This is a genomic window from Pseudomonas sp. Sample_16, from assembly GCF_004307665.1.
Lineage (GTDB): Bacteria > Pseudomonadota > Gammaproteobacteria > Pseudomonadales > Pseudomonadaceae > Aquipseudomonas.
The window spans coordinates 33,079-54,405 of record NZ_RCOB01000173.1 but is presented as its reverse complement, the minus strand read 5'-3'; the positions used below and the strand labels follow the sequence as shown (position 1 = coordinate 54,405).

Annotated in this window: 26 protein-coding genes; 9 read left to right on the top strand and 17 right to left on the bottom strand. The window is 57.8% G+C overall.

The annotated features are described in order from the left end of the window. Window positions 1-142 precede the first annotated feature (142 nt). From D8U69_RS23175 to D8U69_RS23130, 10 genes are all read right to left on the bottom strand, one after another. On the bottom strand, window positions 143-352 hold the full coding sequence (locus tag D8U69_RS23175; RefSeq protein WP_056852780.1) for a hypothetical protein: 210 nt from the start codon (window positions 350-352) through the stop codon (window positions 143-145). Window positions 353-494: 142 nt separating this feature from the next. Next, window positions 495-920: a hypothetical protein gene (locus tag D8U69_RS23170; protein ID WP_130908202.1), complete on the bottom strand. Its 426-nt coding sequence runs from the start codon at window positions 918-920 to the stop codon at window positions 495-497. A gap of 136 nt (window positions 921-1,056) precedes the next feature. Next, a complete protein-coding gene (locus tag D8U69_RS23165; protein WP_056852778.1) occupies window positions 1,057-1,341 on the bottom strand; it encodes a hypothetical protein in 285 nt (94 codons plus the stop codon). 202 nt (window positions 1,342-1,543) lie between these two features. Next, a complete protein-coding gene (locus D8U69_RS23160; RefSeq protein ID WP_056852777.1) occupies window positions 1,544-1,774 on the bottom strand; it encodes a hypothetical protein in 231 nt (76 codons plus the stop codon). A gap of 128 nt (window positions 1,775-1,902) precedes the next feature. Then, window positions 1,903-2,124 (bottom strand): hypothetical protein, encoded by a 222-nt coding sequence (locus tag D8U69_RS23155; RefSeq protein WP_056852776.1) that lies wholly within the window; start codon window positions 2,122-2,124, stop codon window positions 1,903-1,905. Between the two features lie 72 nt (window positions 2,125-2,196). Next, window positions 2,197-3,234 (bottom strand): DNA topoisomerase IB, encoded by a 1,038-nt coding sequence (locus tag D8U69_RS23150; protein ID WP_056852907.1) that lies wholly within the window; start codon window positions 3,232-3,234, stop codon window positions 2,197-2,199. Between the two features lie 56 nt (window positions 3,235-3,290). Then, window positions 3,291-4,370: a molybdenum ABC transporter ATP-binding protein gene (gene modC, locus D8U69_RS23145; RefSeq protein ID WP_056852775.1), complete on the bottom strand. Its 1,080-nt coding sequence runs from the start codon at window positions 4,368-4,370 to the stop codon at window positions 3,291-3,293. A gap of 3 nt (window positions 4,371-4,373) precedes the next feature. Then, the gene (modB, locus tag D8U69_RS23140; protein WP_130903403.1) at window positions 4,374-5,054 is read right to left on the bottom strand and encodes a molybdate ABC transporter permease subunit; all 681 of its coding nucleotides are present in this window, start codon (window positions 5,052-5,054) and stop codon (window positions 4,374-4,376) included. Next, window positions 5,055-5,822, bottom strand: coding sequence for a molybdate ABC transporter substrate-binding protein (gene modA, locus D8U69_RS23135; protein WP_130908201.1), 768 nt, complete (start codon window positions 5,820-5,822; stop codon window positions 5,055-5,057). 107 nt (window positions 5,823-5,929) lie between these two features. Then, window positions 5,930-6,994 (bottom strand): nitronate monooxygenase family protein, encoded by a 1,065-nt coding sequence (locus D8U69_RS23130; protein WP_130908200.1) that lies wholly within the window; start codon window positions 6,992-6,994, stop codon window positions 5,930-5,932. A gap of 214 nt (window positions 6,995-7,208) precedes the next feature. Here D8U69_RS23130 and D8U69_RS23125 point away from each other — a divergent pair, with 214 nt between their 5' ends. Beyond that, a complete protein-coding gene (locus D8U69_RS23125) occupies window positions 7,209-8,192 on the top strand; it encodes an MDR family oxidoreductase (RefSeq protein ID WP_130908199.1) in 984 nt (327 codons plus the stop codon). A gap of 50 nt (window positions 8,193-8,242) precedes the next feature. On the opposite strand, the gene ada is transcribed toward D8U69_RS23125, so the two are convergent. The 4 genes from ada to D8U69_RS23110 all read right to left on the bottom strand — a co-directional run bounded on the left by ada (window position 8,243) and on the right by D8U69_RS23110 (window position 10,599). Then, window positions 8,243-9,307: a bifunctional DNA-binding transcriptional regulator/O6-methylguanine-DNA methyltransferase Ada gene (gene ada, locus D8U69_RS23120; protein ID WP_130908198.1), complete on the bottom strand. Its 1,065-nt coding sequence runs from the start codon at window positions 9,305-9,307 to the stop codon at window positions 8,243-8,245. Window positions 9,308-9,394: 87 nt separating this feature from the next. Further along, window positions 9,395-10,060, bottom strand: a complete 666-nt coding sequence (alkB, locus tag D8U69_RS23115) for a DNA oxidative demethylase AlkB (protein ID WP_130903398.1) — start codon at window positions 10,058-10,060, stop codon at window positions 9,395-9,397. Between the two features lie 30 nt (window positions 10,061-10,090). Further along, window positions 10,091-10,261, bottom strand: coding sequence for a hypothetical protein (locus D8U69_RS29530; protein WP_177434481.1), 171 nt, complete (start codon window positions 10,259-10,261; stop codon window positions 10,091-10,093). 35 nt (window positions 10,262-10,296) lie between these two features. Further along, on the bottom strand, window positions 10,297-10,599 hold the full coding sequence (locus D8U69_RS23110) for a DUF1883 domain-containing protein (RefSeq protein WP_007912251.1): 303 nt from the start codon (window positions 10,597-10,599) through the stop codon (window positions 10,297-10,299). A 209-nt stretch (window positions 10,600-10,808) separates the two neighbouring features. Here D8U69_RS23110 and D8U69_RS23105 point away from each other — a divergent pair, with 209 nt between their 5' ends. Both D8U69_RS23105 and D8U69_RS23100 read left to right on the top strand, forming a co-directional pair. Next, window positions 10,809-11,165: a hypothetical protein gene (locus D8U69_RS23105; protein ID WP_056852769.1), complete on the top strand. Its 357-nt coding sequence runs from the start codon at window positions 10,809-10,811 to the stop codon at window positions 11,163-11,165. A 73-nt stretch (window positions 11,166-11,238) separates the two neighbouring features. Next, window positions 11,239-11,469, top strand: a complete 231-nt coding sequence (locus D8U69_RS23100; protein WP_056852768.1) for a hypothetical protein — start codon at window positions 11,239-11,241, stop codon at window positions 11,467-11,469. A gap of 15 nt (window positions 11,470-11,484) precedes the next feature. On the opposite strand, the gene D8U69_RS23095 is transcribed toward D8U69_RS23100, so the two are convergent. Together D8U69_RS23095 and D8U69_RS23090 are read right to left on the bottom strand one after the other, a co-directional pair. Next, the gene (locus D8U69_RS23095) at window positions 11,485-11,766 is read right to left on the bottom strand and encodes a hypothetical protein (RefSeq protein ID WP_056852905.1); all 282 of its coding nucleotides are present in this window, start codon (window positions 11,764-11,766) and stop codon (window positions 11,485-11,487) included. A 140-nt stretch (window positions 11,767-11,906) separates the two neighbouring features. After that, window positions 11,907-12,095 (bottom strand): hypothetical protein, encoded by a 189-nt coding sequence (locus D8U69_RS23090; protein ID WP_056852767.1) that lies wholly within the window; start codon window positions 12,093-12,095, stop codon window positions 11,907-11,909. A gap of 290 nt (window positions 12,096-12,385) precedes the next feature. Between D8U69_RS23090 and galU the strand changes: the two genes are divergently transcribed. The 3 genes from galU (at window position 12,386) to gorA (ending at window position 16,451) form a co-directional block, all read left to right on the top strand. Beyond that, window positions 12,386-13,225 (top strand): UTP--glucose-1-phosphate uridylyltransferase GalU, encoded by an 840-nt coding sequence (gene galU / locus D8U69_RS23085; protein ID WP_008065368.1) that lies wholly within the window; start codon window positions 12,386-12,388, stop codon window positions 13,223-13,225. A 230-nt stretch (window positions 13,226-13,455) separates the two neighbouring features. Then, window positions 13,456-14,985: an MFS transporter gene (locus D8U69_RS23080; protein WP_056852766.1), complete on the top strand. Its 1,530-nt coding sequence runs from the start codon at window positions 13,456-13,458 to the stop codon at window positions 14,983-14,985. A gap of 107 nt (window positions 14,986-15,092) precedes the next feature. After that, window positions 15,093-16,451, top strand: a complete 1,359-nt coding sequence (gene gorA / locus D8U69_RS23075) for a glutathione-disulfide reductase (protein ID WP_130908197.1) — start codon at window positions 15,093-15,095, stop codon at window positions 16,449-16,451. On the opposite strand, the gene D8U69_RS23070 is transcribed toward gorA, so the two are convergent. After that, the gene (locus D8U69_RS23070; protein ID WP_130903396.1) at window positions 16,448-17,461 is read right to left on the bottom strand and encodes a DNA-binding protein; all 1,014 of its coding nucleotides are present in this window, start codon (window positions 17,459-17,461) and stop codon (window positions 16,448-16,450) included. The genes gorA and D8U69_RS23070 overlap by 4 nt on opposite strands. A 177-nt stretch (window positions 17,462-17,638) precedes the next feature. Between D8U69_RS23070 and D8U69_RS23065 the strand changes: the two genes are divergently transcribed. The 3 genes from D8U69_RS23065 to ahpF all read left to right on the top strand — a co-directional run bounded on the left by D8U69_RS23065 (window position 17,639) and on the right by ahpF (window position 21,005). Then, window positions 17,639-18,577: a site-specific integrase gene (locus tag D8U69_RS23065; protein ID WP_130908196.1), complete on the top strand. Its 939-nt coding sequence runs from the start codon at window positions 17,639-17,641 to the stop codon at window positions 18,575-18,577. 174 nt (window positions 18,578-18,751) lie between these two features. Continuing rightward, complete coding sequence (ahpC, locus tag D8U69_RS23060) at window positions 18,752-19,315, top strand: alkyl hydroperoxide reductase subunit C (RefSeq protein WP_007975937.1); 564 nt, start codon at window positions 18,752-18,754, stop codon at window positions 19,313-19,315. A 127-nt stretch (window positions 19,316-19,442) separates the two neighbouring features. Next, a complete protein-coding gene (gene ahpF, locus D8U69_RS23055; RefSeq protein ID WP_130908195.1) occupies window positions 19,443-21,005 on the top strand; it encodes an alkyl hydroperoxide reductase subunit F in 1,563 nt (520 codons plus the stop codon). Window positions 21,006-21,327 lie beyond the last annotated feature (322 nt).

The following is a 21,327-nucleotide window of genomic DNA, read 5'->3' as shown; positions in this document are numbered from 1 at the left end:
TTAAAATCCCCCGCTCGTAAGGGCGTGCCGGTTCGATTCCGGCTTCGGGCACCATGAATATCAAGGGCTTGCATGAGATTTCTCATGCAAGCCCTTATTTTTTGCTCTGCAAAACCTGATCAGCTCAATGGATTTGGTTTACTCAGCAATATTTGTCATTTGCCAACGATCCCGGCTTGCGTCGATCTGCCCCGCAAGGATTACCGCTGTTGATCAGCCGTCTTTCCAGCAAAATATTTTGCAACGCCTGGCGGTCTGTGGGGGCCAGTTGATGTTCTCGCTCCTTGAGCTCAAGCAGGATCGGGTTGGACCACTGGCGATAGGTTTGTTCGGCACTACGAATGGATGACATCGTTTCCTCCATGATAGGGCTTGCTCTGCTGAAGGCGTTGCAGTTCGATACGAAAGAGACGCTAGCCGAGTCTGCCTGTTGCCGCCAATGCTGTACGTCGGACTGAGGTTTCGCTGGTCCGGAACCCGCTCGGCCTGTTCAACTATTTGGCTTTCCAGCTGCCACCGCCCGTCTCGCAGTCGATCTTCGCTTGCGCCAGGTTTTCGGCGTTGTAGTAATACGTCGAGATCTGCGCGTTGGCGGGGATGTTCAGTGCTTTGCTGTTCTTGTCTTTGCTGGTCGACTGCGGATTGGCCAGCGATTCCGGGGTCAGTGTGCCCACGCATGTGGCTTTGTACTGATCGCCGCACTGAGCGACTTTTTTCTTGGTGCTGCTGAGCATTTCCTTGCTTTCGTTGCTGCACGACCAATCGATGGCGTCGACCGGCATGTTTTCGTATTCGTAACAGGTGTGGGATTCGATGACCGGAACGGAAGGGCTCTGTGAGCGGGTGATGACGTCACAGCCTTGGGCCATTGCCAGGGCAGGGCACAGACTGACGATCAGCAGCAGAAGTCGACTGTTCATGCGAATTTCCTCTCCGATAGCCCGCTTGATGCAGGGGTCTACAGGATTTGAAATGCAATCGGCTGGTGCGTTCAATCGGTGTTGATTGGAGGTGTTTGGCGGCTGATCCAATCGATTCAACCGCCAAACGGATGAGCTAAACGAAAGGTTGACCCGTAAATCCACGGGGTAACCGTTGCAGGCCAGCCATGGCGGTGAGTCGTTCTGTCCATGCCTGGCGCCAGTCGTTCACCGTGTGTACGGTTTTAGCCTTGCGTGCAGCGCGACGGGCTGCGTTGCGCTCGGATTTGCGTGCTTCCTTGTACGCTTCGGTGTTGCGGCAACTTCTGCATTTGACCCGGTTGAGTTCTCGGGTCGAGGTGAGGTTGCTGCCCTTGTGACCGCAGGCCAAGTGCCCGCTGATTTTGAAGTGGGTAACCATCAAACGTCTCCTTCGCGACGTGTGATCGTTGGACCGCGTGTAAACATTGACGTTCGCCGCTTCGCTTGGGCAAAAAAATCCCGGCGAGTGGCCGGGTGGGCGTTGCACGAAAGAGTCAGGCAGGCACATGCCCGGTGACGAGGTTGTCGCCGATCATGTGTCCTGCATCAGGCTGTGTTGCGCATCGGATGTCCGGATCAAATCATCTGAACCGTGGCAGTGGCCGATCGACAGGCTTGAGCGAAGACAGCGTATTGCGGATCAGCGGCGTGTCCTTTTCGATGTCGTTCAGGCGATCACGAATTCTGAGGGCAGTCGGATGTCCGCCTTGATGGTCGACCCAATCGGCGATTTCCTTGCAAGCTGCGGCCAAGCGAACCTGGCGGGAATCGAGCAGAGTGAGCAGGGTGGTGATGGACTCTTTTTCGGACATGGGAAACACCTCCGTTGAAGACACCTGGCAGGGCAGTAAAAAGCCCGCGGGGAGCGAGCTTTCTACCGATGGGCGCTGGTCCTTCAGCTCTCTTCAGTATAGACCCGTAACAGGCCCGGCGAAGCTCATCAACCTTGCTGGGCCGTGATTTTTGATCGAGCGTTCAGCTGTCGGCAAACACGCCGCGCATCCTCTTCAAGATCGTAGCCGTCACCGATGAAACCGTTGGTGCGGCTATCGGCGATGCGGTACCAGACAGCGGAATCAGGTGGCGGGTGAGCGGTTTCTCCGGCCCGCCGGCCGTGAATGATGATCTTGTTGCATCGCTTGACGACGAATATGTCTTCCATGGCTTCACCGCAGCTGATTCATGTACAGATCAACTATAGAAGTCATTTGTAATCGTGCAAAAAACAGGCAGGTCAATTCGTCGGTTCAGTAGCGAGTTTCTCCAACAGCATCGCCAGCCCGACTTCCTCGGCGCGCAGGCCCTTGCGCGTTCTCGGCCTGGGCAACTGGGCCAATGCGCCCAGTAAGAAACCGTCGAGCACACCGGGATGGATGTAGCACTTGCGACAGACTGCCGGGGTGTTGCCCAACTGTTTGGCGACGTTTTTTACCATCTCCACCATGTGCCGTTTGGCCTCGGATTCGGGTTGCCACTGCAACTTGCGCAATACCGCCAGTGCCAGCACGCTGCCGGCCCAGGTGCGGTAATCCTTGGCGGTGAAGTCGGCGCCGGTCAGGGTTTGCAGGTAAGCATTGACGTCGGCGGAGGTGATGCTGTGTCGCTCGCCATTTTCATCGAGGTATTGAAAAAGGTTTTGCCCGGGGATTTCCTGGCACCGCTTGATGATCCGCGCCAGGCGACGGTCTTTCACGGTGATTTGATGTTCCACGCCACTCTTGCCGCGGAACTGGAACTGGATCGCACTGCCGTTGACCTCCACATGCCGGCTGCGCAAGGTGGTCAAACCGTAAGAACGGTTGTCCCGTGCGTATTGTGTATTGCCGACACGGATCAGCGTGGCATCGAGCAACGTGATGACGGTGGCCATGACTTTGTCGCGGCTGAAGCCGGGAGCGGCCAGTAAGGCTTCCAGTTGCTTGCGCAGTTTTGGCAATGCCTGGCCGAAATCTCTCAAACGCGAGTATTTGTCGGTATCGCGCACCTCGCGCCAGCGCGGGTGATAGCGATATTGCTTGCGACCACGGGCGTCGCGCCCGGTGGCCTGCAAATGGCCGCGCGGGTCGGTGCAAATCCATACGTCGGTGTAGGCCGGTGGTACGGCGAGGGCATTGATGCGCCGGATTTCCTCCGGGTCGCTGATGCGTTGACCGGCCGGATCGAAGTAGCAGAATTTACCGCGCAGCTTCTTGCGGGTGATCCCGGGTTGAGTGTCATCGACGTAATGCAGGTCGGCAGGCAGCGCATCGGGCATGGCGATTGTCCTTGGCAGGTGATCATGGGCCGTTACAGCCATTGACCCCACGCCGATGCAGTCGTGCCGAGAAGTTATGCCAGCACGGCTACGGCCTTGATCTGTGCCCAGAGTTGCTGGCCCGGATGGATGTTCATCTGATCACGGGAGTACCGGGTGATCCGCGCCAGCAATGGCGTCCCCGCAGCGTCCAGCCGAATCAGTACATGGGCGGCATTGTCGGCATTCATTTCATTGACGACGGTGACCGGCAGGCGGTTGAGGATGCTGCTTTGCTCGACACCGTGCAGGCTGAGGCTGACATCCCGCGCCTGCACTTTGCAGCGCAATGCCTGGCCCGGGGTCATGGGCGTATGCGCTACGCGGATCGTCAGCGCCGAGTCGGGCAATTGCAGGGTCAGCAATTGGTAATCGGCGTCATAGCGGCTGACACGGCCTTCAATCATCACACCGGCGTCATTACCCATTGCCAGCGGCAAGTCCAGTCGCGCGAGCATCTGGCCGATAGGGCCGCTGGCCAATGCCTGGCCTTCGCTGAGCAATACAATGTGGTCGGCCAGTTGCGCCACTTCATCCTGGGAGTGGCTGACATACAGCACCGGAATGTCCAACTCATCATGCAGCCGTTGCAGATAAGGCAGGATTTCGCTTTTGCGCTTGGCATCGAGCGCCGCCAGCGGTTCGTCCATCAGCAACAGTCTGGGGCTGGTGAGCAGGGCGCGGGCAATGCCCACACGTTGCCGTTCACCGCCCGACAGGTGTTGCGGATGACGATCCAGAAGGTGACCGATGCCCAACAGTTCAGTGGCATGAGCCATGTCGACCCGGCGCTGTTGTTTGGGGATGCGTTTAAGGCCGAATTCCAGGTTGGCCAACACGGACAGATGAGGGAACAGACTGGCTTCCTGAAACACGTAGCCCAGGGCGCGCTTGTGTGGCGCGACGAAGAGGTTGTTTGCGCTGTCCTGCCAGACTTCATCGTTGACCTGGACAAACCCCTGATCAGCCCGCTCCAGCCCTGCGATGCAGCGCAGGCACGTGGTCTTGCCCGAACCGGAATGGCCATAAAGCGCCGTGACGCCGCGGCCGGGTAGCTGCAAATCGAGATCAAGGGCAAATCCCGAGTAATTCAACTTCAGGCGCGTGTGAATCATCGGTCAGCTCCATCCCGCTTTGGTTTTACGGCTGGAGTACAGCACCAGCAAGACCGCAAAAGAGAACACCAGCATCGCCCCGGAGAGCCAATGGGCCTGGGCGTATTCCATGGCTTCGACGTGGTCATAGATCTGCACTGAAACCACGCGGGTCTTGTCGGGAATGTTGCCGCCGATCATCAGCACCACGCCAAACTCACCCACGGTATGGGCAAAGCCAAGGATCGCAGCGGTGATGAAGCCGGGGCGGGCCAGCGGCAGCGTCACGCTGAAGAAGGTATCCCAGGGATTGGCGCGCAAAGTCGCCGCCACCTCCAGCGGTCGAGTGCCGATGGCGGAGAACGCGTTCTGCAAGGGCTGAACCACAAACGGCATCGAATACAGCACCGAGCCGATCACCAGCCCGGCGAAACTGAACGTCAGGGTGCCGAGCCCCAGCGACTGGGTGAACTGGCCGACAAACCCGTGGGGGCCGAGCGCGAGCAGCAGGTAAAAACCAATCACCGTGGGCGGCAGCACCAGGGGCAGGGCGACGATCGCCCCGACCGGGCCGCGCAACCAGGATTGGGTTCGCGACAGCCATAACGCCAACGGAGTGCCGATGATCAACAGGATGACGGTCGTCAGGGACGCCAGTTTCAGGGTCAGCCAGATGGCGGAAAAATCGGCACTCGTCAGGGTCATTTAGCGTTGGTAACCGTAGGACTTGATGACAGCCGCGGCTTTCGGCCCCTTGAGGTAGTCAACCAGTGCCTTGGCGGCCGGGTTGTCTTTACCTTTGTTGAGGATGACCGCGTCCTGTTTGATCGGGTCGTGCAGTTCAGCCGGAACGATCCACGCCGAACCGTGGGTGACTTTGCCGTCTTTGTAGATCTGCGACAAGGCAACGAAGCCCAGTTCGGCGTTGCCGGTGGATACGAACTGGAAGGCCTGGGTGATGTTCTGGCCTTCGACGATCTTGTCCTTGACCTTGTCGGTCAGGCCCTGTTTGGCCAAAACCTGCGTGGCGGCGAGGCCATAAGGCGCAGCTTTGGGGTTGGCGATGGACAGGTGCTGATACGCGTTGTTTTTCAGCACATCACCCTGGGCATCGACATAACCGTCTTTGACCGACCAAAGTGCCAGGGTACCGATGGCGTAGGTGAAGCGCGAGCCCTTGACCGTGTCACCTTCTTTCTCGAGTTTTTCCGGGGTGGTGTCGTCCGCTGAAAGGAACACTTCGAACGGTGCGCCGTTTTTGATCTGCGTATAGAACTGGCCTGTTGCACCGAACGAGGTCACCAGTGTGTGACCGGTGTCTTTCTCGAAGTCCGCTGCAATCGCCTGAATAGGTGCGCTGAAGTTGGCAGCCACCGCGACCTGGACTTCATTCGCTTGGGCAATGCCAGCAGTGAATGCGGCGAGCAAAGTGGCCAGGCAAGCAGGGGCTAACCGTGGGGTACCAATGGTCATGAAGCGGCTCCGTTACAGGCGAATGATTCGAGGGTGACTCGCTATATACGCGAATATATAGCGAAACGCCTGCAAACGGAACGCCGTGGATAAGAACCCTGGTCAGGCTATCGATGCAGCAGTTTTGCCAGGCCTTCTTCGGCCAAGCGCCGGGTCAGTTCTGCGCTGGTCAATTCCATGCCCAAGGTAAACGCCTGCCCGGCCCAGAGATTGCTGAAGTCAGCTTCGCCTTTGGCGCGCAATGGCATCAGCGCACCGCCAGCCAGTGGAAAGGCCGGAGCGTTGGCATTCATCGGCCCAAGTTCGTGCATGACCCGGTTGAATATCCCTCGCGCCGCACGTCCGGTAAAAATGTTGGTCAGGGCCGTTTGGCTTTCCTTGGCGGTGCGCAAGGCCTTGTGATGGGAGGCGCTGACCTTGGCTTCCGGTGTAAACAGATACGCCGTGCCCACTTGCACCGCTGAAGCTCCCAGCATGAAAGCCGCCGCAACACCTCGCGCATCGGCAATGCCACCTGCGGCGATCACCGGGACCTTCACGGCATCGACAACCTGCGGCACCAGGGCAAAAGTGCCCACCTGGCTGCTGAGGTCATCGCTGAGAAACATCCCGCGGTGTCCGCCGGCTTCGTAGCCCATGGCAATGATCGCGTCACAGCCATGCTGTTCCAGCCAGATCGCTTCTTCGACGGTGGTGGCCGACGACAGCACTTTGGCTCCGGTAGCTTTTACGCGATCGAGCAGGGATTTTTCCGGCAGGCCAAAGTGAAAACTCACCACTTCAGGGCGGAACGCTTCGATCACTTCACAGGCAGCGGCATCGAACGGCGCGCGATTGGATATGGGTGTCGGCGCATCGAAATCGACACCCAGCTCGCGGTAATAGGGTTGCAACAGGTTTTTCCAGTCTTGCGCGCGTTGCTCGTCGACGGGTGGCGGTTGATGGCAGAAAAAGTTGACGTTGATCGGACGCTGGCACTGTAGCCGGATGGTCTTCAATTCATCGCGCAACTGATCGACAGTTAGCATGGCCGCTGGCATTGAACCGAGGCCGCCGGCGTTGCTCGCGGCGATGACCATCGAAGAGTGGGTGGCACCGGCCATGGGCGCCTGAATGATCGGCAGTTCGATCCCGAGCAAGTCAAGAATGCGGGTGTCTGGCCATTGACTCATTTTGATGTCCTCCGACGTTCAGCCCGGGCAGGGCAGCAGAAAAGATTTGTAGCAGCAATGCTTGAGTCAAGGCCAGCGATGTTTGCTGACGGGAGCGCCGCAGGTCATGGCCAACCCCCTGTTTGGCTATTTGGCTTAAAGTCGAGTACGGGGATTTTTTGCGATGTGGTATCTAAATCACACCACAATGGGGTGATCTCACCAGGAGGCAGTCATGTTCCAAGGTATTTTGATCGACAAAGACGAAAGCGGTTACCGGGCCACACTGCAACAGATCAATGACGATCAACTGCCCGAGGGCGATGTAACGGTGCGCGTGGCGTACAGCACGTTGAACTTCAAGGACGGCCTTGCGATCACTGGCAGCAGCCCGGTGGTGCGAAAATTCCCCATGGTGCCCGGGATCGATCTGGCGGGAACCGTCGAAGTCAGTGGGCATCCGGACTACAAGGCCGGCGACAAAGTCCTGCTCAATGGCTGGGGTGTCGGTGAAGGGCATTGGGGCGGTCTGGCCCAGAAAGCCCGCTTGAATGGTGATTGGTTGATACCGCTGCCAGCGGCATTCACTGCTGCTCAGGCAATGGCCATCGGCACGGCGGGTTACACGGCGATGCTGTGCATCCTGGCGCTTGAGCACAACGGCGTAACGCCCGAGCAAGGTGAAATCCTGGTCACGGGTGCCAATGGCGGCGTCGGCAGCTTTGCCATCGCGCTACTGAGCCGCTTGGGTTATCGAATGGTCGCGTCCACTGGGCGCACGTCCGAGCACGACTATCTAAAACAATTGGGCGCCAGTGAAATCATTGACCGCGCGACATTGTCGGAGCCGGGCAAGCCTCTGGCGAAGGAGCGTTGGGCGGGCGTGATCGACTCGGTCGGCAGCCACACCCTTGCCAATGCCTGCGCCAGCACCAAGGCCAATGGCACGGTGGCCGCATGCGGGCTGGCGCAAGGCATGGATTTCCCGGCATCGGTTGCGCCATTCATTTTGCGCGGCGTGACCCTGGCGGGTATCAACAGCGTGACGCAACCCAAGGCCAAGCGTGTGGAAGCCTGGCGCCGTCTGGCCCAGGATCTGGACTTCAATCTGTTGCCACTGATCAGCCACGAGATCGCATTGAGCGAAGCAATAGACGCGGCGCCGCGTTTATTGGCCGGACAGTTGCGCGGTCGGGTTGTCGTGGATGTGAATCGCTGAGGCGTTCGCCTGGAAAAGCTGTCGCAACCTGCGGCAGCGCCTGCACAGATCTACTGCGATTCGCGCTCCAACAACTGCCGTTTGCGCTCCACGCCCCAACGATATCCCGAAAGATTGCCATCGCTGCGCACCACGCGATGGCAAGGGATCGCCACTGCCAGGCTGTTAGCGCCACAGGCTTGCGCTACCGCGCGAACCGCTTTTGGCGCGCCGATGCACTGGGCAATCTCGGCGTAGCTGGCGGTGCTGCCGACTGGAATGTCCCGCAAGGCCTGCCAGACGCGCTCCTGAAATGCTGTGCCGCGCACGTCCAGCGGCAAGTCGAGGCCAAGCGCCGGCGTCTCGATGAAGCCGACAACCTGGGCAATCAGGCGCTCGAAGTCCTGGTCGGCGCCAATCAGATTGGCCCGGCGAAACTTGTCCTGCAGATCGCACACCAGCTGATGCGGATCATCGCCCAGCAGAATCGCGCAAACCCCGCGCTCGCTTTGCGCCACCAGAATCGCCCCAAGTGAACACTGACCGACAGCAAAGCGAATGTCGTTGTTGTGGCCCGCTGCGCGGTACTCGGCGGGTTTCATGCCCAGAAGCTGATCGGCTGCCTCGTAGAAACGACTGTTGGAATTGAAGCCCGCGTCGTACAACGCCTCGGTCACAGAATTGCCATCCGCCAGGCGCTCGCGCACGCGGCGGGAGCGATGGGCAGCGGCGTAGCCTTTTGGGGTCAGGCCGGTGACGGCCTTGAAGACCCGGTGGAAGTGAAAGCTGCTCAGGCCGGCGACGTCTGCCAGTTCGCCGAGGGCTGGCAGCGTCTCGGCGTTTTCAATCTGCCGACACGCAGCGGCCACGGTGGCGGCGTGCTGCGCGGCGATGTCGCTTTGATCCTTGGCAGCGCGTTTGCTTGGTCTGTAACCCGCTGCTTGAGCGAGCTCGGGGGTATCGAAGAATTCCACATTCTGCGGTTTTGGCAGGCGTGCCAGGCTGCTGGGATTGCAGTAGATGCCGGTGGTTTTCACCGCGTAGACAAACTGCCCGTCGGCTTGCGGGTCACGCGCTACCACCGCGGCCCAGCGAGGGTCGTTTTCGGTGGAGATTTTTTTCGATTGGCTTGTCATGGTTGGATGTCCGTTGACCCGTTTCCTGCAGGTTAACCACGCGTCCGTGTCGTCACACTCCGCTGCTTGCGGTCAAATTCCAAGGCTTCAGCCCGCGGTACGAAAGGTGAAGTTGATCCGTTGTTCACCCAGGCGCGGATGATGTCCTGGCTTGATAGGCAGTACGCCGTGATAACGCAAGCGATCGACACCGCCCCACACCACGATGTCACCGTGCAGCAGCGGCACTCTTCGGCTCTTGTCGCTGCGTTCAAAACCGCCGAACAGGAACATGGCGGGCAAGCCCAGGGAAACCGAAACGATGGGCGCAGCGTAGGAGCTTTCGTTTTTGTCCTGATGCAAAGACATCTTCGACCCAGGAATATAACGATTAATCAGGCAGGAATCCGGGACGAATTCGGCAAACCCTGCTTCTCGCGCCGCCGCCTGCGCCAACTGAAAAAACACCTCAGGCATGGCGGGCCAGGGGTGCCCGGTCTGCGGATCGATTCGGCTATAGCGGTAACCGCTGCGGTCAGTGGTCCAGCCAAGCGTGCCGCAACTGCTCAGGGCAACTGACATGGTAAAGCCGCCAGGCGTGACCATCTGCCGGAACGGCGCTGCCGCCAGCACCGATTCCAGTGCGGGCAGCAACCGATCCAGCCAGGGCAAGGCAAAACCTCGCAGCACGCAGGACTGTTCGCCGATCTGTTCGCAGCGGGGCGCCTGTTGAGGCTCCGCGTCAGCGAACAAATCAAGAAGGGGTGGTTTCATGGCATTCATAACGCATCGTGAAAGATGATGTTACAACGCTTTGCTGACACTGATGTCGCTGATGACGTCTTCGGTTTGGCCATGAATAGCATCCAGCGCCGCCTTGGCTTCTGCCTCGCTGCCATTTTCCAGTTGGGCAAACTCGAAACGACGTTCGCCGTTGAGCTTGTACTTGATGACGTATTTGGTCGTTTGAGCCACGGTCATACCTGTCTATGTGCGTAGTGAAGCGCCACTCAGCTCAATTTCGTGCTGGAGCGGCGGATGATCTTGATCGAATGGGTCAGGGTCGGTTTACGGGTCACGCTGATCGCCCGGCGGTTGACGGTGTCGATGGTGATGTTCCAGAAACCGGTGCTCGGCGCGGTGATGCGGGCCGGGAACGTATCGAACGCGCCGCCGTGGTAAGTGTGACGGCCGCCATTCTTGAAGCTGCGGAAGTTGGCGTCGTTCATCAAACGGATGTTGCACATCTGCGAACATTGAATGACGACGATGTCGTCTTCGTTGAGGTGCTCGCGTTGGTGAATGAATTTCATGGGCGCCTCCAGAAGGGCTTTTACTACAAAATCAAAACGATACAAGGCAATGCGCGCAGTTTATCAGCCCTGACACCTGAAAATCCGGCCGCCGGGCTGCGCTTTGGCAATTAAAAACAGTTATTTCACATTCGATGAGTGATAAATGCACCCGGCTTCGGAGAAAAACCGTATCGGTGCTGTCGGAGGGTCTTTATCGGAGATTTCGTATGAAGTGGGGTGCGTGGGTCCTGCCATTGGTCTTGGCAATGAGTGGTTGTGCAAGCGTCTCGGACATCAACGAAACGCTGCCCACCATGAGTGTGATTTCAGGCAAGAAACCTCATGAATACGCGCAATGCCTGGGCGAAAAGCTCGCCGACAGTCGCGGCGCCTTGCAAGTCGAATCGCAGAAAGATGGGGTGCGGGTAATCGTTCCGCAGAAGCTTTCATCAGGTCCGGCGGCCGTTTTCGATATCGAAGAACGCTCCGGTGGCAGCAGTATCAAGCTGCATGAACGTATTTCCAATGTGCCGTTACGCCCTTGGGATGTGCGCAATGCCGCCACAGCCTGCATTTCTGGCTGATAAACTGTCGACCCTACACATCGATGCCGCCAAAGCGACGCTTTGGCGGCATTTGTCATTTATGGAGTCGGGCATGAAGCGAGAGCGGGTACGGGAGCGGCACGCAGAGGGGCATATCTGTGCCACCCATGTGATTCAGAATCCGGCCGATCCGGGGGAATGGATCGTGTTTTTCAAGAAAAGCGCCGGGCGCAGTTTTTTCCTGGTGGATGACAACGACGAAGTCGAGTCCTTCAGCAGTCTCGATGATCTGATCGAGACCGTGCGTGGCCTCGGGATCAAATTCGCCGAAATCCATATATAAGGCGGGCAAGCTGCCTTATTTGCAGACCACCACGACATTACGGTTCTTGTAGTTACCGACATCGACGCCCAGGGTTTTATCGCTCTCCGCTGGCGCCGGGCTGCCGTCAGTGCCAACGATGCGGTAACCGGTGCCGGCACAGGATGCATCGGCCTTTTCGTAACAGGTCGCCCAGGAGTTCGCTTCTCCTGAGCAATCAATCGCCAAGCCTTGCTCACCGTTATTCAGGTAGGTGGTTTCGGATGTTGCACAGCCACCGAGGGCCAATACCGCAATCAGCGGCAAAAATTTAGTCATGTCGTAGTCGTCGTCAGGAGGGGTAGGCAAATGCTGTGACAGCGCCAGTTGCAAAAGGTTATAGCCAAAGGCCACTTCTTCTACAAAAAGCACAAAAAAGCCCTGCGCAATGGCAGGGCTGCGGGCGTGTCAGGCCTCGATCAATTCTTGTCCTTGCCGCGGCGCTTGGGTTCCGGGTGTTCAAGTTCCAGCACCGATGCCACTTCGATTGCCAGGGCTTCGGTTGGGAAAGGCCCGGCAATATTCTCGCCGTTGACGCTGGCGACCCACCATTGGCCGTCTTTCGCCTTGTTGATCAAGAATCCGTTGACGCTTTTTGCTGCCGACATCTATCTGCCTCGTTGGCTGGTTCAATCGCGCCATGATAGCGCCAAACGCACCTGACGGGTGCCAATGGGTGTAGGGTGGTGCGTTTGTTGACAATTGATAACCGTGCAAGTCTGCCGGTCTCTGCTATCAATAAGAGGCGACGCAGCGATCTGCGCGGATCCGTGCGGAACTATCCGCTCGAATATTTCTCTATGTTGACATCGGTTAGCCAGCGCGGGGCATTGTAAGGTGCACGCCGCCTGATTAGACTGCGCCGAAACTCGTACACACAGCCCTTTCAAGGACTTATATGATCAAGAAATGCTTGTTCCCAGCAGCCGGTTACGGTACTCGCTTCCTGCCAGCGACTAAAGCCATGCCCAAAGAAATGCTGCCGGTGGTAAACAAGCCACTGATCCAGTACGGCGTCGAAGAAGCACTGGATGCCGGTTTGACCGAAATCTCCATCGTCACCGGTCGTGGCAAGCGCGCTCTTGAAGACCATTTCGACATCAGCTACGAGCTGGAAAACCAGATCAAGGGCACCGACAAGGAGAAATACCTGGTCGGCATCCGCAAGCTGCTCGACAACTGCTCGTTCTCCTACACCCGTCAGACCGAAATGAAAGGCCTGGGTCACGCGATCCTGACCGGTCGTCCACTGATCGGCGACGAACCTTTCGCGGTCGTGCTGGCGGACGACTTGTGCGTCAACCTTGAAGGCGACGGCGTACTGACCCAGATGGTCAAGCTGTACAAGCAGTTCCGCTGCTCGATCGTGGCCATCCAGGAAGTCGATCCGCAAGAGACCAACAAGTACGGCGTCATCGCCGGCGAGATGATCCGCGACGACATCTACCGTGTGCACAGCATGGTCGAAAAACCAAAGCCTGAAGACGCGCCGTCGAACCTGGCCATCATCGGTCGCTACATCCTGACCCCGGACATCTTCGACCTGATCGAACAGACCGAGCCAGGCAAAGGCGGCGAAATCCAGATCACCGACGCCCTGATGAAGCAAGCCCAGAACGGCTGCGTAATGGCCTACAAGTTCAAAGGCAAGCGCTTCGACTGCGGCGGCGCCGAAGGCTACATCGACGCGACCAACTTCTGCTTCGAGAACTTCTACAAGACGGGTAAGGCTTACTGATAGCGCCTTGGTTGCTTGGTTTGAAAAAAAGACCCCGACTTGTTCGGGGTTTTTTTTGATCGAAATTCAGGAGCTTATTTCTTTTTGGAAATACTTTTCCTGTTGCCTGATTGACCATGCGTTGCCATTAATGAACTCGACCAAACGCTGGCAAAGGAGTGCTCATGGTTTGGTTCACGGCTGCATAGATGCATGCCCGTGAACTTCAGTGGGGACAAGGAGTTTAGCTAATGGCGTTAACTAATGACTCAACTCATGGCAAAACAAAATCAATACGCTGGTTAAGCCTGAGCGTGCTGATGCTGCCTGTGTTGCTAGTGACCGTTGATAATACGGTGCTCGGATTCGCGCTACCAAAAATTGCCGAGGCCCTGCGTCCGAGCGCTAGCCAGCAGTTGTGGATGATCGATGCTTATTCGCTGGTCCTGGCGGGATTGTTGGTGTCGATGGGTAGTCTGGGAGATCGAATCGGTCATCGTAAGTTGTTGCTGGCCGGGTCTTTGGGTTTTGCCATTGTGTCGGTGCTAACCGCGTATTCCGGTACCGCTCCGCAACTGATTGCCGGGCGTGCTTGCATGGGCATTTTCGGAGCAATGCTGATGCCCTCAACGTTGGCATTGATACGTTCGGTATTTGAAGATCGAGAAGAGCGCAGGCTGGCGGTTGCAATCTGGGCAACGACGTTGACCGTCGGTTCGGCACTGGGACCCTTGGTAGGCGGGGTATTGCTGGAGTTTTTCAGTTGGGGGTCGATTTTCCTGTTGGCGGTGCCCGTGTTGGTGCCATTGCTGGTATTGGGACCATTGTTGTTGCCCGAATCGGAGCGAGATGCTTCAGGACCCTTGGATCCGATAAGCATCCTGCAATCAATGGTAGCCCTTGGTGCCATTGTTTATGGCATTAAACACAGCGCCAGTGATGGTATCGACTGGATGGCGCTGACAGCATTTGCAGGTGGCGCAGTCGCGGGCTGGTTATTTGTGCGTCGACAGTTACGACTACCAGTGCCGCTGATGGATCTGAGTCTGTTCCGCAGTGGCACCTTTAGCGGCTCTGTCGCAATCAATTTGATGAGCCTCGCGTTTCTCGTCGGCTTCGTTTTCTTTACCACTCAGTTCCTGCAGATCGTTCTTCAGATGTCGCCCTTGAACGCTAGCCTCGCGTTGGTTCCAGGTCAGATTATGGCGATTGTAGTGGGGATGGCGGTTGTGCCTGTCGCACAGCGATTACAAGTGCATGTGTTGATACCGATTTTGATGGCGTTTGCTGGAGCGGCGTTTTTGCTGGTCGCCAGCATGGGCAGTAGTCTGAGCGTTCTGGTGGTGGCTTTTGCCTTGTTGAATATCGGTGTAGGCGCGATCGCCACGGTATCCAATGATGTGATTCTGTCAGCAGCACCTCCAGCAAAGGCGGGCGCAGCGTCGGCCATTAGCGAAACAGCCTATGAAGTCGGCGTAGTTTTGGGCACCACTGTACTCGGCGGTGTCGTCACTGCCTACTATCGCGGTGCGTTGCAGCTACCGGTGTTTCTAACCGAATTGCAGATGGTTCTGGCTACGGAGACGCTGTCTGGTGCCCATAATGTGGCAGCAGGCCTGTCAGGTGACCAAGCGAATGAGTTGATGGCACAGGCGGGAAGGGCATTCGAAGGTGGAATCGGTTTGGTTTCGTGGGTGACGTCCGGCTTGGCTCTCATGGCGATTTTGATGGCCTGGCGCTGTTTGCGGGCAGCCAAAATGCAATCTGCAGAGGGCCATTGATCGAAAACGGAGGCTGCGTCATACATCGCGTGCCGCCAGCGTTTTAGTGCAAAGCTTGCTCAATGGCGGCTCGCAGGTATGCTGATCACCTGCCGAGGAGATAGACAATGGCCTACGATTTTGATCTTTATGTGATTGGCGCCGGTTCCGGCGGTGTGCGGGCTGCGCGGTTTGCGGCGGGTTTTGGGGCGAAGGTGGGCGTGGCCGAGAGCCGTTACCTGGGCGGCACTTGTGTGAACGTCGGTTGCGTGCCGAAAAAGCTGCTGGTTTACGGCGCGCACTTTGCCGAAGATTTTGAGCAGGCGTCGGGTTTTGGCTGGACGCTGGACGAAGCGCAGTTCGATTGGTCGACGCTGATCGCCAACAAGGATCGCGAGATCAATCGCCTCAATGGTATCTACCGCAACTTGCTGGTCAACAGTGGTGTGACGCTGCATGAAGGCCACGCGAAGATCGTCGATCCGCATCAGATCGAGGTCAATGGCGAGCGTTTCACCGCGAAGAATATCCTGATCGCCACTGGCGGCTGGCCGCAGATCCCGGACATTCCGGGGCATGAACACGCGATCAGTTCCAACCAGGCGTTTTTCCTCAAAGAACTGCCCAAGCGTGTGCTGGTGGTAGGCGGTGGTTACATTGCGGTCGAATTTGCCGGGATTTTCCATGGCCTCGGTGCGCAAACCACGCTGCTGTATCGCGGTGAACTGTTCCTGCGTGGCTTTGACGGTTCCGTGCGCAAGCATTTGCAGGAAGAGCTGACCAAGCGCGGCATGGACCTGCAGTTCAACGCCGACATCGAACGCATCGACAAGCAGGCTGATGGCAGCCTGAAAGTCACGCTCAAGGACGGTCGTCAGCTGGAAGCCGATTGCGTGTTTTACGCCACGGGTCGCAGGCCGATGCTGGACAATCTCGGATTGGAGAACACCGCGGTCAAGCTCGACAAGAAAGGCTTTGTCGAGGTGGATGAGCAGTATCAGACCGCCGAACCGTCGATCCTGGCGCTGGGTGATGTGATCGGTCGGGTGCAACTGACACCTGTGGCGTTGGCCGAAGGCATGGCGGTGGCGCGCCGTTTGTTCAAGCCTGAGCAATATCGCCCAGTGGATTACAAGATGATCCCGACGGCGGTGTTCAGCTTGCCGAACATTGGCACCGTCGGCTTGACCGAAGAAGAGGCGCGCGACGCCGGGCATGACGTCGTGATCTACGAAAGCCGCTTCCGCCCAATGAAGCTGACTTTGACCGAATGCCAGGAGCGCACGCTGATGAAGCTGGTGGTGGACGGCAAGTCCGACAAGGTGCTGGGTTGCCACATGGTCGGGCCGGACGCCGGTGAAATCGTTCAGGGCCTGGCGATTGCCTTGAAGGCAGGCGCTACCAAGCGCCACTTCGACGAAACCATCGGCGTGCACCCGACGGCCGCCGAAGAGTTCGTCACCATGCGTACGCCGGTCGCCGGTTAATCGTCTTTGGCTGCGTCTGCCGCCGCTGCTGCTGCAGCGGCCAGACGTACGCTTTCTTCCAGCGCTGCCTGGGTTTTCGTCAGTTCAATTTCCAGTGCTTTGTTGATGTGCGATTGCTCATCGATGTTCTGTTTTTGCGCCTGACTTTCCAACAGGGCAACGCGCAGGCGTTCCTGGAGGAGGGTCCGTTCGGCGTCGACACGGGTGGCCTGTTCCAGTAGTTGGTCCTGACGGTTATTGCTTTGCTTGAGTTGATCCTGCAACAGGCTCAGCTCACGCAACGTTCCGCGGTTCTCCGTGAGCAATCGTTCGTTGTCACGGTGCAACTGCGTGATTTCGTCCTGGCGCACCAGCGCATTTTGCTGCGCTTGGCGCAACTCCATCTGCAACTGTTGCACCTGACTTTCATGACGGCTGAGTTCCTGTTCGCGCTGCTCCTTGACGGCATTGCGGTAGTGCTCAAGAGCATCGCGGGCATGCAGGTGCTTTTCTTCCAGCGAGCGGATTTGCTCGTCTTTGTCTTGCAAGCGTAATTCGAAATCCGCCAGCGCCTGGTTCAATCCGGCGTTGCGGGTCTGTTCGGCCTGCAGCGTAGCCAGGGTTTCTTGCAGGGATTCGTGTTCTTGAGTCAGCGCCAGGCTCTGGATTTCATACTGCTCGTGGAGTTCGTTGTTGGTTTCCTGCGCTTCTGTCAGCTGGGCTTCAAGCGCTTTGCGCTGCTGCTCGAACTGTTCGCGGGCCTGATCAATCGGCTCTTGCGCCTGTTCTTTCAGGCGTTGCGCCAGTCGCGAAACCAAGGCCAGCAGTTCATCGTCGATCGGTTCGGCGGGTTCGGCTTCTACGCGCTGAGCGCCGTCGTCCAGTTCCTTGAGATAGCGATGAATGGTGGTTTTGGAGCCGGTATTGCCCATTTCGATCCGCACTGCATCGATGCTCGGGTTCTCACCGCGGGCAAGAATGGCCAAACGGGCCGCTTGCACGACCGCCTTATTTACACCGCCACGGGCCATGACTACTCCTACAATTTCGTAATGTGGTACGTACTACCTGAATACACATTGTACCATTCAATCATAGAAGTTAAATACAAAGCGTTATTGACACGGGATATACTGGTATTACCCCATGTGATACAGCAAAAGCCGTGAATTTTCCCGCTGAAACGGTACGTTTTCGAGATCTGCGCCATGACTGAACTGGACCGCTACCTGCAAGCCGCCACCCGCGACAACACCCGTCGCAGTTATCGCGCGGCAATCGAGCACTTCGAAGTCAGTTGGGGCGGGTTTCTGCCGGCCACCAGCGACAGCGTTGCGCGCTACCTGGTTGCCCATGCAGGCGTGTTGTCGATCAATACGCTCAAGTTGCGTTTGTCGGCGCTAGCGCAATGGCACAACAGCCAGGGTTTTGCCGATCCGACCAAGGCGCCCGTGGTGCGCAAGGTGTTCAAAGGGATTCGTGCGTTGCACCCCGCGCAAGAGAAACAGGCGCAGCCGTTGCAGCTTCAGCATCTGGAGCAAGTGATTGGCTGGCTCGAACAGGAGGCGGCAACCGCCAGGGCACAGGGCGATCGCCCCGGTTTGCTGCGGGCAAAGCGCGACAGCGCGCTGATTCTGCTGGGCTTCTGGCGCGGGTTTCGCAGCGACGAGTTGTGCCGCGTACAGATTGAACATGTACAGGTCAACGCCAACTCGGGCATTACGCTCTACCTGCCGCGCAGCAAGAGTGATCGGGAAAACCTCGGCAAGACTTACCAGACACCGGCGCTGCAACGCCTGTGTCCGGTGCAGGCCTACATCGACTGGATCACCGAAGCTGCGCTGGTGCGCGGGCCGGTTTTCCGTGGCATTGATCGCTGGGGGCATTTGAGTGAGGAGGGGCTTCACGCCAACAGCGTGATCCCATTGCTGCGACAAGCGCTGGAGCGCGCGGGGATTGCCGCCGAGCTCTACACCAGTCACTCGTTACGCCGCGGCTTTGCGTCCTGGGCGCATCAGGCCGGATGGGATTTGAAATCGTTGATGAGTTACGTCGGCTGGAAGGACATGAAGTCGGCCATGCGCTATATCGAAGCCAGCCCGTTTCTCGGTATGGCGCGCTTGCCTGAAAATGCGCTGGTTCCCTGAGCCAAGCGCAAGGGCGCCCTCACTGCAATTCCCCAGATACCGTTTTCTTCTATTAATACTGTTGGCTAATAGCCAAAGCCAATCAGCAGCATCAGGTTTGCCAATGAGCCAACCGTCCGTCGAGTGGGTAAAGTTCTCCCCATCAACTTCTTAACCCCTGACGGAGAGTCAACGATGCCTATCATCAACAGCCAAGTTAAACCATTCAAAGCTGACGCATTCAAAAATGGCGACTTCGTAAAAGTCTCGGACGCTGACCTGAAAGGCAAGTGGTCTGTAGTTTTCTTCTACCCAGCAGACTTCACCTTCGTTTGCCCAACCGAGCTGGAAGACCTGGCTGACAACTACGATGCCTTCCAGAAGCTGGGCGTCGAGATCTACAGCGTTTCCACCGACACCCATTTTGCCCACGCTGCCTGGCACAACACTTCGCCAGCCATTGGCAAAATCCAGTACACCATGATCGGCGACCCGACCCACGCGATCTCCCGCAACTTCGACGTGCTGATCGAAGAAGCTGGTCTGGCTGACCGTGGCACCTTCGTGATCAACCCTGAAGGCCAGATCAAAATCGTTGAACTGAACGACGGCGGTGTAGGCCGTGACGCCTCCGAGCTGCTGCGCAAGATCAAGGCTGCTCAGTACGTCGCTGCTCACCCAGGCCAGGTTTGCCCAGCCAAGTGGAAAGAAGGCGAGGCCACTCTGGCTCCGTCCCTGGACCTGGTCGGCAAGATCTAAGTCAGTGACGCGCTTCATCAGGGCGGACTTCCGCACCTTCTAAGCAAGCTGCACCGCCCACTAAAAACGCCCGGGCGAGATTCGCTCGGGCGTTTTTTTATGCACCAAATTCAAGGAAATCGCCCGTATGTTGGACACCAATCTTAAAGCCCAGTTGAAATCGTACCTGGAACGGGTCACCCAGCCGATCGAGATCGTTGCATCCCTCGACGACGGTGCGAAATCCCAGGAAATGCTTGAATTGCTGAAGGACGTTGCCAGTCTTTCCAGCCAGATTACTTTGCTCGACAACGGTGACGATGCACGCAAGCCATCGTTCTCGATCAATCGCCCGGGTGCCGACATCAGCCTGCGTTTCGCCGGCATCCCCATGGGTCACGAATTCACGTCGCTGGTGTTGGCTCTGCTGCAGGTTGGCGGTCATCCATCGAAGGCCAGCGCTGAAGTCATTGAACAGATCCGTTCGCTCAAAGGTGAGTTCAACTTCGAGACTTACTTCTCGCTGTCCTGCCAGAACTGCCCCGACGTAGTCCAGGCATTGAATCTGATGGCCGTACTCAACCCGAACATCCGCCACGTCGCTATCGACGGTGCGCTGTTCCAGGCTGAAGTCGATGAGCGTCAGATCATGGCGGTGCCGAGCATCTACCTCAATGGTGTGAACTTCGGCCAGGGCCGCATGGGCCTGGAGGAAATCCTCGCCAAGATCGACACCAGCGGCATCGAGCGTCAGGCTGAAAAGATCAGCGCCAAAGACGCGTTTGACGTGCTGGTGGTCGGCGGTGGCCCGGCCGGTGCCTCGGCAGCGATTTATGCCGCGCGTAAAGGCATTCGTACCGGTGTGGCGGCTGAGCGTTTCGGTGGACAGGTGCTGGACACCATGGCCATCGAGAACTTCATCTCGGTGCAGGAAACCGAAGGACCGAAACTGGCCGTAGCGCTGGAAGAACACGTTAAACAGTACGATGTGGACATCATGAACCTGCAGCGTGCCGACAAACTGGTGCCTGGCAAAGAGGGTGAGCTGCACGAGGTCCACTTCGCCAGCGGCGCGAAACTCAAAGCCAAGACCGTGATCCTGGCGACGGGTGCGCGGTGGCGTGAAATGAACGTCCCCGGCGAGCAGCAGTACCGCAACAAGGGCGTGGCGTACTGCCCGCATTGCGACGGTCCGCTGTTCAAAGGCAAGCGCGTTGCGGTGATTGGCGGCGGTAACTCCGGCGTCGAAGCGGCCATTGACCTGGCCGGTATCGTCTCCCACGTCACGCTGCTGGAGTTCGACGTACAACTGCGCGCCGATGCGGTACTGCAGCGCAAGTTGCACAGCCTGCCCAACGTCACCGTGATTACCAGTGCGCAAACCACTGAAGTGACTGGCGATGGACAGAAGGTCAACGGCTTGCGTTACAAGGATCGTCAGAGTGACGAACTGCGTACTGTTGAGCTGGAAGGGATCTTCGTGCAGATCGGCCTGTTGCCGAACACCGATTGGCTCAAGGGCACCATCGAGCTGTCGCCGCGCGGCGAGATCATCGTCGATGCCCGTGGTGAAACGTCAATCCCTGGCATGTTTGCCGCCGGTGACGTAACGACCGTGCCGTACAAGCAGATCGTGATTGCGGTGGGCGAGGGCGCCAAGGCTTCCCTGAGCGCATTTGATCACTTGATCCGAACTTCAGCCCCGGCGTAAACCGGGACGCTGAAAATACAAAACCCCATGAGTGATCATGGGGTTTTTGTTTTTCTTTACATGATCGTTCCCACGCTCTGCGTGGGAATGCAGCCCAGGACGCTCCGCGTCCTCAAAAGCGTGACGCAGAGCGTCACAGGAGGCGTTACCACGCAGAGCGTGGGAACGATCAGTGGCAGCAAACTTTTTTACAGCGGTGCCGGCTGAATGATCTCGACCCAGTAAGTGATGAACGCCAGGCTCTTCATGCGGCCATCGGTCAAACGCTTACATGATCGTTCCCACGCTCTGCGTGGGAATGCAGCCCAGGACGCTCCGCGTC

Coding starts and splice junctions, on each gene's coding strand:
- D8U69_RS23175 (WP_056852780.1), bottom strand. CDS start 352: ATGTCATCCATTCGTAGTGCCGAACAAACCTATCGCCAGTGGTCCAAC.
- D8U69_RS23170 (WP_130908202.1), bottom strand. CDS start 920: ATGAACAGTCGACTTCTGCTGCTGATCGTCAGTCTGTGCCCTGCCCTG.
- D8U69_RS23165 (WP_056852778.1), bottom strand. CDS start 1,341: ATGGTTACCCACTTCAAAATCAGCGGGCACTTGGCCTGCGGTCACAAG.
- D8U69_RS23160 (WP_056852777.1), bottom strand. CDS start 1,774: ATGTCCGAAAAAGAGTCCATCACCACCCTGCTCACTCTGCTCGATTCC.
- D8U69_RS23155 (WP_056852776.1), bottom strand. CDS start 2,124: ATGGAAGACATATTCGTCGTCAAGCGATGCAACAAGATCATCATTCAC.
- modC (WP_056852775.1), bottom strand. CDS start 4,370: ATGATTCACACGCGCCTGAAGTTGAATTACTCGGGATTTGCCCTTGAT.
- modB (WP_130903403.1), bottom strand. CDS start 5,054: ATGACCCTGACGAGTGCCGATTTTTCCGCCATCTGGCTGACCCTGAAA.
- modA (WP_130908201.1), bottom strand. CDS start 5,822: ATGACCATTGGTACCCCACGGTTAGCCCCTGCTTGCCTGGCCACTTTG.
- D8U69_RS23130 (WP_130908200.1), bottom strand. CDS start 6,994: ATGAGTCAATGGCCAGACACCCGCATTCTTGACTTGCTCGGGATCGAA.
- D8U69_RS23125 (WP_130908199.1), top strand. CDS start 7,209: ATGTTCCAAGGTATTTTGATCGACAAAGACGAAAGCGGTTACCGGGCC.
- ada (WP_130908198.1), bottom strand. CDS start 9,307: ATGACAAGCCAATCGAAAAAAATCTCCACCGAAAACGACCCTCGCTGG.
- alkB (WP_130903398.1), bottom strand. CDS start 10,060: ATGAAACCACCCCTTCTTGATTTGTTCGCTGACGCGGAGCCTCAACAG.
- D8U69_RS23110 (WP_007912251.1), bottom strand. CDS start 10,599: ATGAAATTCATTCACCAACGCGAGCACCTCAACGAAGACGACATCGTC.
- D8U69_RS23105 (WP_056852769.1), top strand. CDS start 10,809: ATGAAGTGGGGTGCGTGGGTCCTGCCATTGGTCTTGGCAATGAGTGGT.
- D8U69_RS23100 (WP_056852768.1), top strand. CDS start 11,239: ATGAAGCGAGAGCGGGTACGGGAGCGGCACGCAGAGGGGCATATCTGT.
- D8U69_RS23095 (WP_056852905.1), bottom strand. CDS start 11,766: ATGACTAAATTTTTGCCGCTGATTGCGGTATTGGCCCTCGGTGGCTGT.
- D8U69_RS23090 (WP_056852767.1), bottom strand. CDS start 12,095: ATGTCGGCAGCAAAAAGCGTCAACGGATTCTTGATCAACAAGGCGAAA.
- galU (WP_008065368.1), top strand. CDS start 12,386: ATGATCAAGAAATGCTTGTTCCCAGCAGCCGGTTACGGTACTCGCTTC.
- D8U69_RS23080 (WP_056852766.1), top strand. CDS start 13,456: ATGGCGTTAACTAATGACTCAACTCATGGCAAAACAAAATCAATACGC.
- gorA (WP_130908197.1), top strand. CDS start 15,093: ATGGCCTACGATTTTGATCTTTATGTGATTGGCGCCGGTTCCGGCGGT.
- D8U69_RS23070 (WP_130903396.1), bottom strand. CDS start 17,461: ATGGCCCGTGGCGGTGTAAATAAGGCGGTCGTGCAAGCGGCCCGTTTG.
- D8U69_RS23065 (WP_130908196.1), top strand. CDS start 17,639: ATGACTGAACTGGACCGCTACCTGCAAGCCGCCACCCGCGACAACACC.
- ahpC (WP_007975937.1), top strand. CDS start 18,752: ATGCCTATCATCAACAGCCAAGTTAAACCATTCAAAGCTGACGCATTC.
- ahpF (WP_130908195.1), top strand. CDS start 19,443: ATGTTGGACACCAATCTTAAAGCCCAGTTGAAATCGTACCTGGAACGG.